Annotated in this window: 13 protein-coding genes and 1 pseudogene; 9 read left to right on the top strand and 5 right to left on the bottom strand. The window is 42.6% G+C overall.

Annotation, left to right across the window (positions count from 1 at the left end; genetic code table 11):
* Window positions 1-366 (bottom strand): RNA-guided endonuclease InsQ/TnpB family protein (locus MICAI_RS22900; RefSeq protein ID WP_157221708.1); only part of this gene is annotated, 366 nt, incomplete at its 3' end.
* Window positions 367-470: 104 nt separating this feature from the next.
* Between MICAI_RS22900 and MICAI_RS02155 the strand changes: the two genes are divergently transcribed.
* The 4 genes from MICAI_RS02155 to MICAI_RS02140 all read left to right on the top strand — a co-directional run bounded on the left by MICAI_RS02155 (window position 471) and on the right by MICAI_RS02140 (window position 3,693).
* Entirely contained in the window at window positions 471-872 is a 402-nt protein-coding gene (locus MICAI_RS02155) for an Npun_F0494 family protein (RefSeq protein WP_008197193.1), read from the top strand.
* 191 nt (window positions 873-1,063) lie between these two features.
* Window positions 1,064-2,539 (top strand): cobyric acid synthase CobQ, encoded by a 1,476-nt coding sequence (gene cobQ / locus MICAI_RS02150; protein ID WP_008197190.1) that lies wholly within the window; start codon window positions 1,064-1,066, stop codon window positions 2,537-2,539.
* 9 nt (window positions 2,540-2,548) lie between these two features.
* Window positions 2,549-2,788: a 2Fe-2S iron-sulfur cluster-binding protein gene (locus tag MICAI_RS02145; protein WP_008197189.1), complete on the top strand. Its 240-nt coding sequence runs from the start codon at window positions 2,549-2,551 to the stop codon at window positions 2,786-2,788.
* 287 nt (window positions 2,789-3,075) lie between these two features.
* Window positions 3,076-3,693: a class I SAM-dependent methyltransferase gene (locus MICAI_RS02140; RefSeq protein WP_008197188.1), complete on the top strand. Its 618-nt coding sequence runs from the start codon at window positions 3,076-3,078 to the stop codon at window positions 3,691-3,693.
* Between the two features lie 100 nt (window positions 3,694-3,793).
* Here the strand turns inward: MICAI_RS02140 and MICAI_RS02135 are convergent, their stop codons facing one another.
* Window positions 3,794-4,498 (bottom strand): cytochrome b/b6 domain-containing protein, encoded by a 705-nt coding sequence (locus MICAI_RS02135; protein ID WP_008197185.1) that lies wholly within the window; start codon window positions 4,496-4,498, stop codon window positions 3,794-3,796.
* Between the two features lie 45 nt (window positions 4,499-4,543).
* Between MICAI_RS02135 and MICAI_RS02130 the strand changes: the two genes are divergently transcribed.
* A complete protein-coding gene (locus tag MICAI_RS02130; protein ID WP_008197184.1) occupies window positions 4,544-5,284 on the top strand; it encodes a TIGR00297 family protein in 741 nt (246 codons plus the stop codon).
* Window positions 5,285-5,308: 24 nt separating this feature from the next.
* Window positions 5,309-6,364 carry an amino acid ABC transporter substrate-binding protein gene (locus MICAI_RS02125; RefSeq protein WP_008197182.1) on the top strand — a complete coding sequence of 352 codons (1,056 nt, stop codon included), beginning with the start codon at window positions 5,309-5,311 and terminating at the stop codon, window positions 6,362-6,364.
* 2 nt (window positions 6,365-6,366) lie between these two features.
* Here MICAI_RS02125 and MICAI_RS02120 read toward each other — a convergent pair whose 3' ends face one another.
* Window positions 6,367-7,254 (bottom strand): lipid kinase, encoded by an 888-nt coding sequence (locus MICAI_RS02120; RefSeq protein ID WP_008197180.1) that lies wholly within the window; start codon window positions 7,252-7,254, stop codon window positions 6,367-6,369.
* A 315-nt stretch (window positions 7,255-7,569) separates the two neighbouring features.
* On the opposite strand from MICAI_RS02120, the gene MICAI_RS02115 reads away from it, so the two are divergent.
* From MICAI_RS02115 to MICAI_RS02105, 3 genes are all read left to right on the top strand, one after another.
* Window positions 7,570-8,229 carry a sulfite exporter TauE/SafE family protein gene (locus MICAI_RS02115; protein ID WP_002800879.1) on the top strand — a complete coding sequence of 220 codons (660 nt, stop codon included), beginning with the start codon at window positions 7,570-7,572 and terminating at the stop codon, window positions 8,227-8,229.
* A gap of 227 nt (window positions 8,230-8,456) precedes the next feature.
* Window positions 8,457-9,701 carry an RNA-guided endonuclease InsQ/TnpB family protein gene (locus MICAI_RS02110; protein WP_008197176.1) on the top strand — a complete coding sequence of 415 codons (1,245 nt, stop codon included), beginning with the start codon at window positions 8,457-8,459 and terminating at the stop codon, window positions 9,699-9,701.
* A 246-nt stretch (window positions 9,702-9,947) separates the two neighbouring features.
* A complete protein-coding gene (locus tag MICAI_RS02105) occupies window positions 9,948-10,565 on the top strand; it encodes a PEP-CTERM sorting domain-containing protein (RefSeq protein WP_008197174.1) in 618 nt (205 codons plus the stop codon).
* 65 nt (window positions 10,566-10,630) lie between these two features.
* Here MICAI_RS02105 and MICAI_RS02100 read toward each other — a convergent pair.
* Window positions 10,631-10,879: pseudogene (locus tag MICAI_RS02100) on the bottom strand (flagellar assembly protein H); the annotation flags it as partial.
* A gap of 42 nt (window positions 10,880-10,921) precedes the next feature.
* Complete coding sequence (locus MICAI_RS02095) at window positions 10,922-11,116, bottom strand: hypothetical protein (protein ID WP_071988980.1); 195 nt, start codon at window positions 11,114-11,116, stop codon at window positions 10,922-10,924.

Here is an 11,116-nt window from a genome sequence, read left to right as displayed (position 1 = left end):
TTTGTCTTTAAATTTAAAGGCTGATTTGGTAAATTCGGCACTTCCTCCTTGATGTTTTTTCTTAAAGTTAGGATACTTAGTACGACCAGCAAAGAAGTTAGTAAAAGCTGTTTGTAGGTGTCTTAACCCTTGTTGTAAAGGTACACAGCTTACCTCGTTTAAAAAGTTTAATTCTTCTTGTTTTTTCCAATGGGTTAGCATTGAAGAAGTTTGAGCGTAGCCTACTCTTTCTTGTCTTTCATACCAAGCTTGTGTTCTGAGATGGAGAGCTTTATTGTAAACTAATCTTACACAGCCCAATGTGCGCCGCAATAGCGACTCTTGTGTTGGTGTGGGGTAAAATCGAAACGAGTAGGCTTTTTCCATGTCTCACATTTTAGCATATATTTCGTAAATGTGCTAATATTTAACAGTAAAGCCGTCGTAGAACGACGGGGTTTCAGACCCAAATTTTTCGATGACCGGAATCTATGAGCCTATCGACTCCCACCGTTACCGCCATCAATTATCCCGATGCTACCATCACTAGGGCCGAACGCGCCCTCTGTTGTTCCCCTTTCCGTGTCACCCTATTCGCCGCTATGCTTGAGCAAAGTGTATCACTTTTAAGCATTCCGGGTGCTGGGGGTTTAGAGAAAGGTTATACTTCCCGACTGCTGACGGAAGCAGCAGCGGAAAGCTATCTTCTCTGGTTGATTAAGGTGGGAATTTTGCGGCGCGAAGTAGATGGACAGGGGATAACCGATAGTTTTCGTCTCACTCCTTTAGGGAGAAAATTAATAGAAAAATGGCAACCCCAAGGGGACTTTTTCCCTAAACCCACTTTCTGGCAAAGATTTTTAAATACTCTGCAACGTTGGTTTTCTTTTTAATGCTGTCGGGTGTCAGTTATCAGTTATCAGTTATCAGTTATCAGTTATCAGTTATCAGATGTGAGTTTTCAGTTATTAGCCTCTTGCATGAGTGCCTGTCCTTATAAGTAGCATATACTCAACGGATTTAGTATCAACTGATTACTGTTTACCGATTACTGTTCACTGAAAATACTCAATAAAAAAACTAGATGAAAGCAATTATGGTAGTGGGGACAACCTCCCACGCGGGTAAATCTTTTTTAACTGCGGCTTTATGTCGTTTATTCAACCGGAAAGGCTGGCAAGTAACACCCTTTAAAGGTCAGAATATGGCCCTTAATGCCTATGTTACCGCCGGAGGGGGAGAAATGGGTCACGCTCAGGCGGTGCAAGCATGGGCCGCGGGGACAATCCCCCGGGTAGAAATGAACCCAATTTTATTAAAACCCCAGGGAAATATGACCTCTCAGGTGATTATTAAAGGCAAGGCTGTGGGTGTCACCACGGCAGCGGATTATTATCAGAATTATTTTGACCAAGGTTGGCAAGCAATTAAAGAATCTTTAGCTAAATTATCAACAGAATTTGATCTAGTTGTCTGTGAAGGTGCGGGAAGTCCGGCGGAAATAAATCTCAAACATCGGGATTTAACTAATATGCGGGTGGCTAAATATCTCGATGCCGCTACTATTTTAGTGGTGGATATTGATCGCGGGGGGGCTTTTGCTCACGTCGTCGGTACGTTAGAATTATTAGAACCGGAGGAAAGAGCTTTAATTAAAGGTATTGTGATCAATAAATTTCGCGGACAAAAATCTCTCTTAGATTCGGGGATTACTTGGCTAGAAGATTACACAAAAATTCCCGTTTTGGGAGTTCTTCCCTATAGTGATATCTTTTTAAGTGCCGAGGATTCTCTTAGTTTACTCGATCGACCCGCCCAAAAACCTAAAGCTGAACTAAATATCAGTGTCATTCGTCTGCCTCATATCGCTAATTTTACTGATTTTGACCCTCTCTGTGGTGAAGCAACGGTCAATGTACGTTATCTAGAATTACAGGAATCTTTAGGTGATCCCGATGGGGTAATTATCCCCGGCTCTAAAACCACTGTTGCTGATTTAATTGCTCTTAATCAAAGTGGTATGGCTAATCAATTACAAGCCTATCACCAAAGGGGAGGTATTATCTTTGGCATCTGTGGTGGTTTGCAAATGTTAGGGCGATTAATTCTGGATCCTGACCATCGAGAAGGTCCCGATAGTGAGGCAGCTGGCTTAAATTTACTGCCCTTAAAAACGGTAATTACTGCCGAAAAAATTACCCGTCAACGACAGGTTTTATCTAATTATCCCCAAGCTGGTTTACCAGTAACAGGATACGAAATTCACCAGGGAATAAGCGAATGGGAAAGTCAATCAGGTTATCAAAAAATGTTCGAGGAAGATGCTAGTCTAGGAATTGTCAATGATTCTCTGTCAATTTGGGGCTGTTATTTACATGGTATCTTTGATAATGGTTCTTGGCGAAGAACTTGGTTAAATCATCTACGTCAGCGTCGCGGTTTATTGTCTTTGCCTACGGGAATTGCTAACTATAGTGAACAAAGAGAAATAACCCTCGATACTATGGCTAATTTACTGGAAGAACATTTAAATCTTAAACCTATTTTTTCTCATTTGTAAGGAGAAATTATGACTATTGCAGTGCATTTTTTACCCGATGATATCATCATAGAAGCGGAAACCGGAGAACTATTATTAGATGTGGCCAAAAAAGCAGGAATTGACATTCCTACCGGCTGTTTAATGGGTTCCTGTCACGCCTGTGAAGTAGAATTAGATGATGGCACTCAAATTTGTAGCTGTATTACTGGTATCCCCGGCGATCAAGATTCTTTAACCGTTCATTTATACTCCGATCCGCTCTGGTAATTGTTCGGGTTTTCTGATAACAGAATTCAGCTATTACTGTTAAGTTTCCGACTTCTAACTCGGAGAATACTGACTCGGAGACTTCTCGCCTAGGAGAAGGTTTTTAATTTTTGCACCATGTCCATTGATAATAGTATATGCAATATATTGACATTATAATATAATAGCTCGTATCAATGGGAGGTAAGAATAAATTTTACCAAACCCTTGACAAAAGTTACTTTTTGTAATACCCTGCGATAGTGGTGATACCATAGAAAACACTTACATATTAACTATTTTAGAATATGTCAGATTATTATCATTATCAGAATTCTTGCTGTGGGACTGCCCACGCTTATTTGCTCCCCTCTCTAAGTCAGATTTTTGCCGATCTTGCTCCTCCTGAAAAGCGTATTTTTGACCTCGGTTGTGGCAACGGTTCGATCGCTAATTGGTTATCAGAAAAAGGATTTCAAGTCAGTGGCTGCGATCCTTCCGAATCGGGGATAGCAGAGGCAAAAAAAGCCTATCCTGAGCTTGATCTACACGTTGGCTCGGCCTATGATGATCTGGCTAGTAAATTTGGTACTTTTCCGCTGCTAATTAGTTTGGAAGTGGTAGAACACGTCTATGCCCCGCGCGATTATGCTAAGACGGTTTATAATCTGCTGCAACCGGGGGGATATGCGCTGATATCCACTCCCTATCATGGTTATCTCAAAAATTTGTTCCTAGCGGCTACGGGTAAGATGGACGAGCATTTTACCGCTCTTTGGGATCACGGACATATTAAATTTTGGTCTGTTAAAACCATCACAGAACTGTTAACAGAAGCTAATTTATCGGTAGAAAAAGTCTATCCTATTGGTCGTATTGCTCCCTTAGCAAAGACGATGATTATTCTCGCTCGTCGGGGTCAATAAATCATACTAAATCCTATTTAAAAGGTATAGGAGAGGTGGGATCAGGGAATTTGAGCATTTGTACTAAAATTCCCAATACGCAGTTTAAATACAGTACAGCTTAGTCAAACTTGGGAACAATCCAAGCCGCTATAATAGCCAATAAAATAACAATCTCTAGGACTTTATATAAGTTAAGGGATTGTAGCCACTGCCAAGTATTGGCTAGACGCAAATTTAACCGCCATTGACGTAATTGAGATAACCATAATTTCGGATTATCTTGTTCACGAAAACGCCATTTAAGAATAGATAATAATAGGGGAATCCCTCCCACTTTAGCAGTCATGAGTAGGTGCAGGATCAGAACTACCGCCATAATTAACCAACTGAGCAAATGGGCATAATACCAAAAGTGATTTAATTCCCCTTCCGGTAGCCATTCGGAATCCATCATCCGGCCACTATACAAGGCAAAAGTTAGGGCAAAAAGAGTCAAAGTATTGACTAAACGATGGAGACTGTACCACCAAATCGGCCGACCAAATTGGGTTAATTTGTTAAGAGAATCACTCTGAATTAATCTTTTGTTGCCCCGACGAAAAGCATAGATAGCAAAAACGGGAAAAATAATCAGAGTATAGAGGCCAAAAGTGCCATGAATACTTTCAATTTCTCGATATTCTGGTAAGGGCAGTTTTAACCAACGACCGTCAAAAGTATCATAAGTCCAATAGGCCGTAACCATGGCGGCAATGAGAGCAATTCCTGTTAATCCGTGCAGAATTCGCAGTAAAAGAGGTTGATAAGGTTGATTAGTTTTCATCGACTCGATCGATACAATAGGGGAGGTAAACTTTGCCCAGATACTATGTTAACTCATCCTTGGCTCGTCGCTATTCTTCTCAATACCGTCCTCCTCGGAATCGCTGCAATTGCCCCAAAAAAGCTCTTAACTCCGATGGGTTATCTCCATGCTTGGGTTTTAGGGGTAATTGTCTGGGGAAGCTTGGGATGGCGCGGTTATCTAATTGTTTTATTCTATTTCCTCGTCGGTTCTACTGTCACCCGCATCGGTTTAGCGCGCAAGGAAGCGGAGGGAATCGCCGAAAAAAGAGCGGGGGTACGCGGTCCGGAAAATGTCTGGGGTTCCGCTTTAGCGGGGGCAATTTGCGCTATCCTCAGTCTTTTTACCGCTTCTCCCTGGGATTACCTGTTAATACTCGCTTATGTGGCTAGTTTTAGCACTAAATTAGCCGATACTACTGCCAGTGAGGTGGGCAAAGCTTACGGTAAAACCACTTATCTGATTACTAATTTTAAATCCGTCCCCCGGGGAACGGAAGGGGCTGTTAGTTTAGAAGGAACGCTCGCCGGTTTGCTGGCAGCCACGGCTATTTCCCTGTTAGCATGGGGTATCGGTGCGATCGATCTTCTGGGTGTGTTATGGTGCGTAATTGCGGCATTTATCGCTACCAATATCGAAAGTCTCATCGGTGCTACCCTACAAACTCGCTTTCTGTGGTTAACTAATGAATTGGTCAATGTGATCAATACGGTTATCGGTGCGATCGTGGCTATCCTGTTAAGCTTGTTCTGGTCTTTCAGCTAAAATTAAGTGACTAAAGAAATATCTATGCTAAAGTGGCGTTTTTGTGCATTGTCCCTGCTGTTACTGCTAATTACTGCCTGTGGGACGGAAAATCAACCTAATTCTAGTTCTACCACCGCAAATAGTCCCGATGCGGGCCGCTTGCAAACGGTGAAAAATCGCGGTAAGTTAATTTGTGGCATTAACGGAGAAGTGCCGGGGTTTAGCTTTGTTAATGAAAAAGGCGAATATTCGGGCTTAGATGTGCAAATTTGCCGAGCTATTGCGGCGGCTCTCTTTAATGATCCCTCCAAAGTCGAATATCGTAAACTTAGCCCCCAAGAGAGATTTACTGCCGTACAGACGGGAGAAGTGGATATCCTCAGTCGCAACACCACCTGGACGATTAACCGGGATACCGCCCTGGGGATGGAGTTTATCACCCCGGTTTTCTATGATGGTCAGGGAATTATGGCCACGAAAGCCAGTAATATTAAGAAATTAGAAGATTTAAGCGGAAAGTCCATTTGTGTGCTATCGGGAACCACCACAGAACAAAATCTGGCCGATGCCATGGCAAAAGCGGCAGTGCAAGGTTATAAACCGATCGTTTCCGATGATGTGGAGGCTTTATATACAGCTTATCAGGCGGGGCGCTGTCAGGCCGTCACCTCCGATCGCTCCCAATTGGTGGCCCGGCGCTCGGTTTTTCCCCGACCACAGGATCATCAATTATTAGAAGTGGTAATATCAAAGGAACCCTTGGCCCCGGCCGTGGCCGATGGTGATCCCGCTTGGTCGAATGCCGTCCGCTCGATCGTTTTTAGTTTAATTCAAGGGGAAGAATTCGGGATTAACTCCCAAAATATTGCCACTTTTGCCGATAGCAAAGACCCCAGTATTCGGCGCTTTTTGGGTATCGATGAGAAGTTAGGCGAAGATATGGGTTTACCCAATGATTTTGCCCAAAGAGTCTTAAAACAGGTGGGTAATTACGGTGAAATTTATGATCGGGAAATCGGTAAACCCCTGCAACTCGATCGAGGTTTAAATAATCTTTGGACAAAGGGTGGTTTATTGTATTCTCCTCCTTTTCGTTAATTTTAAGATTGTGTTTCCTGACGGGGAATATAGACTCCTAAGGCCGCTGGAATAACTCGAAACATGGCGGGAGTAGTGCTAGTAATTTCGCCATCGGTGTTGATACTATGGGGTTTACGAGTCTGAATTTGAATTTCTTTCCCTTTAAGAGTTCTCACCCAAGATAATAAACCCTGTTGTCCTCGCGGTAATGTCCATAAAAGCGGGAAAATTTGCCACCAGTGTTGAATTTCTAGGCTATATAAATCTAATCTTTGATCGTCGATTTGGGCATCATGAGCGATCGGCATTCCTCCCCCATAATAACGGCCATTTCCGATCGCTATTTGTAGGGTTTTAACTTTGATATTTTGGCCATCAACACGGATCATAGCGGTAAAAGGACGGGTTTTACTTAATACCTGTAGGGCTGTCCAAGCGTAGGCAAAAATTCCCAAGCGTCGCTTTAAACCCTTGCTCAGTTTTTGGGTAATTTTCACACTTAATCCTAAACTAGCCACGTTGAAAAAGTATTTATTATTTACCCAACCTAAATCGATATATTTTAAGTTACCTTCCGCAATAATTCGACAGGCTTCGGCAATAGAATTCGGTATCCCTAAAGTCCGGGCCAAATCATTAGCCGTTCCCAAAGGTATAATACCTAGGGGCAGTTGAGTTTCTACCAACATATCCGCCATAGCATTGAGAGTCCCATCACCACCACCGACGATAACTAAATCAATATCATAGCGATATTTTTCCATCAAAAAAGGTATATCTTCTACCTTTTTCAAAGGGACGCTGATAATTTCAAAATCCCAATGATTGAGCAGATCGACAGTTTGAGCAAAGTTTTCTTTACCCTTGCGCGAGTGACGATTGATTAGTAGTAAAGCTCTTTTAGTCATAGGTAAGTTTCTCAGCAGTGCAGGGATAAAGGTTATGTAATTAAATCAGAAAAAATATCGGGTGATTGTCAATAATTTAGCCCCATTGATCACTAAATTTTAGTTTAATAGCCCTTTCTTGGAGAAAATGTTCTACCATTGCCTCTAGGTGGGGCTGCCTGAATAAATCTAAAAACCTTGTTGGATCAGACTTTTAGACTTTTTTGCCCTCAAAAAGTGCCAGCCATAAAACCCCACACCCCACCAACAAACTTTTTCAGTAAGTCCTATGTATAATAGCAAATTCAGACCCCTCAAGGCCATGAACCGAAGATAATGGCAGACAATTACTTGATTTTACTGATAACGGGCGTTTTTTCGGGCTTATTAGCGGGTTTATTTGGTATTGGGGGTGGCACTATCTCCGTGGCGATCCTGTTAAATTTGGGCTACAGTTACGGGGAATCGGTGGCTACCAGCAGTTTAGCGATCGTTTTCACTTCCCTAGGGGGTACGATCCAAAATTGGCGATTAGGTTCTCTCAAATGGCAGCGAGTTCTCCTCTTAGGTTTACCCGGGATTTTTACGGCATTTATCGGGGTCTATCTGGTCAAATCTAGCCCCAAACACCTCCTAGAAGCGGCTTTTGGTTGTTTTTTACTGCTCAATATCTATTTAACCAATCTCAAGCAAAATTTAAGCCAAAAAGAGCCAGTTTCTGCCCTTAGATTGCATCCTAATCTAGCCTGTCTGCTAACCGGAGGAATCGCTGGATTTCTAGCCGGTATTTTCGGAATTGGCGGTGGGGCGATCATGGTGCCACTACAAATGATTTTTTTGGCAGAAAAGATCAAAATCGCCATTGTCACCAGTTTAGGTGTGGTTTTACTCAATTCGATCGCCGCCTGTTTCGCTCATGCCCAAGCCGGTCATATTCTTTATCAAAAATTTGGGTTAAAACCCCGTCGTTTTACGACGGCTTTTCCTGATCTTTGATGTAGCACTTAAGAACTTCCAGTGGCGCACCTCTCAGTTATCAGTTATCAGTTATCAGTTATCAGTGGGTAAGTTATCAGTTATCAGATGTGAGTTTTTAAGTGTGCAGTATTAAATAGAAGTTTCCTACTGTCTTTTTACTGATTACTGATCACTGATTACTAACCGACTTGGCATTATTGACAGACCTAGTTAAAATATAGTACAAACACACACATCTTAACTCAATGAAAGCAAGGTATCAATACCGCATTTACCCAACAGACCAACAAAAGAGGTTTTTGTCTCAATTGTTCGGGTGTGTGCGCGTTGTCTGGAACGATACCTTATCTTATTGCCAAGAACTCTATCGACAAGGAGAGAAAAAACCTAAATACACTGAGTTATCTAAAAGACTAACTCAAGTCAAAAAAACAGAAGAAAAACAGTGGTTAACCGAGGTTTCTTCTATTCCTTTGCAGCAGTCCTTGAGAGACTTAGAGACTGCTTACTCTAACTTTTTTGCATCTTGTAAGGGAGAAAGGAAGGGAAAGAAAGTCAAACCGCCTAAGTTTAAAAAACGCAAATCTAAGCAATCAGCGAGATTTACCGATAACGGCTTTACCGTTAACCAACACCACGTTACTTTAGCAAAAATCGGTGATTTAAGAATTGTTTGGAGTCGTCCATTACCCTCTAAACCTTCTAGCGTCACCGTGATTAAAGACGCATCAGATCGCTATTTTCTTAGTTTTGTTGTCGAGATTCAGCCCGAAATACTTCCTGATAATGGGGAGTCAGTGGGAATTGATCTAGGGATTGCCACCTTTGCTACCCTCTCAACAGGGGAAAAGATAGACGCACCGAAACCGCTAAAGAAACGATTAAAACGACTAAGAAAAGCACAAAAAAACCTTTCTAGAAAACAGAAAGGAAGTAACCGACGGGAAAAAGCTAGGAAACGAGTAGCTAAAATCCATGCAAAGATTAAAGACACTCGCACTGATTTCTTGCATAAACTATCCACTAGAGTTGTTCGTGAAAATCAAACGATAATTTTAGAGGATTTAAACACATCGGGAATGGTTAAAAATCGTAAGTTATCCCGTGCCATATCAGACTTAGGATGGCGTTCTTTCCGAGATATGCTATCGGCAAAATCTGATAAATATGGGCGTGATTTTCGGATAATTTCCCGATGGGAGCCAACGTCTCAGCGATGTTCCTGTTGTGGGAATATCGGCGGGAAAAAAGCGTTAAATATCCGTGAGTGGGAATGTCTTTTTTGTGGAACTTTCCATGATAGGGACATCAACGCAGCAATTAATATCAAGGTCGCCGGTGGGCAATCGGAGACCTCAAAAAACGGACGTGGAGGAAAGTGTAAGACTTCTGTTAAAGAAGCAGCATCCCGTGAAGCGTCAACCCATCCGAAGATCGTTCAATTAAGTTTGTTCGATCTGCCGGGAATCACCGTCCGGCCCCGGCGGTGAGGATGTCAATTCTTCATCCGCGCTTGCTCTTAGACCGGATCAACGGACTGGTTAATTTCTAACCCTTCCACTCTCTCCCTGATGGGCTTTTTTCCGGATTCATCAATAAAAAACGGCGAATACTTGACAAATTCGGGGGGGGGGTAGAATTATGATGCTTATTACTATTAAGCAATGATTTATGGGGTATAAATAGCAATTTTTCCCCATTCTTAGCCATGAAATTAACTTGTCAATTGATCAAAAATGACTAATCAACTGCTAAAAGCCCTTTGCCTTCCTGCGGTGACTTGTGCCGTTTTCAGTGCCATTCCCGCCCATGCCGCCATTTTTACCGCTACCTATACGGGTACTGTTTCCACTGCTGCTGTCGATAACGTTACTGCCGGTGATACTGCGGTTATTACCTTTCAGCTTGACAATGGGGGAACTTCCCTGTTCAACCAAACATGGACCGCGAGTAACATTGTGAGTGTCACCTTCAATTTTGGTAATGGGGCCCACGTTACTACCTTTAATCCTAATGGGGGTAATGGGTTGACTACTAGTATAGGAAGCTTTGTCACCAATGCCTTAGGACAATTAACGGCTGTTCCTTCTGCTTGGACTGATAACTCTAATGTCAATGTCGTCTCAACCAATTCTACACAAACACCTAACGCATGGTTCCTGGATGGGGGCAATAGCGTTTACTATACTAATAATTTCTCCAACACTGTCAATTTGACCAATGTATCAGGTAATATCGTTGCTGCTAACTGGACCATTCAAGGCACCCAGACACAGACAACCCCGGAACCAGGCACCCTTTTAGGCTTATTAGCGGTGGGTTCTCTGGGTGTATTGGCTCGCAAACGGCAATAAATGACCAATTCTATGGTAAGGAAGGTTTAAAAGCCTTCCTTTTTGGTTAGGGTGGCGGTATAGTGTTATCTCCCTTTTTGTATAGCTCTAACCTGTTTAACCTCTAATTCTAAGGCGGATGCGACTTGCTCAACGCTTAACCCTAAGGCTAACAAACGGGGGACCGCCTCTAATGCTTTGTTTAGTCTGCCTTCCTCAATGCCTTCCTCACGACCTTCCTGACGACCTTCCTGACGCGCTTCCTCGCGCACATCTTGAAAATACTGAGTTTGTTTTAATTCATCTAAACTAAACATAGTTTCTATCTCCCGACGATAGGATTAACAGGACCTCCTAGACATGAGGACAGAAGAAGATTATCTCCCTTTTTGTATAGCTCTAACCTGTTTAACCTCTAACTCTAAGGCGGATGCGACTTGCTCAACACTTAACCCTAGGGCTAACAAACGGGGGACTGCCTCTAATGCTTTGTTTAGTCTGCCTTGCTCAATGCCTTCCTCGCGACCTTCCTGACGACCTTCCTGACGACCTTCCTCGCGACCTTCCTCAAT

The organism is Microcystis sp. T1-4 (genome assembly GCF_000297435.1).
Lineage (GTDB): Bacteria > Cyanobacteriota > Cyanobacteriia > Cyanobacteriales > Microcystaceae > Microcystis.
Note: the sequence above shows the minus strand (reverse complement) of the source record. Positions and strands in the feature narration are given on the sequence as shown.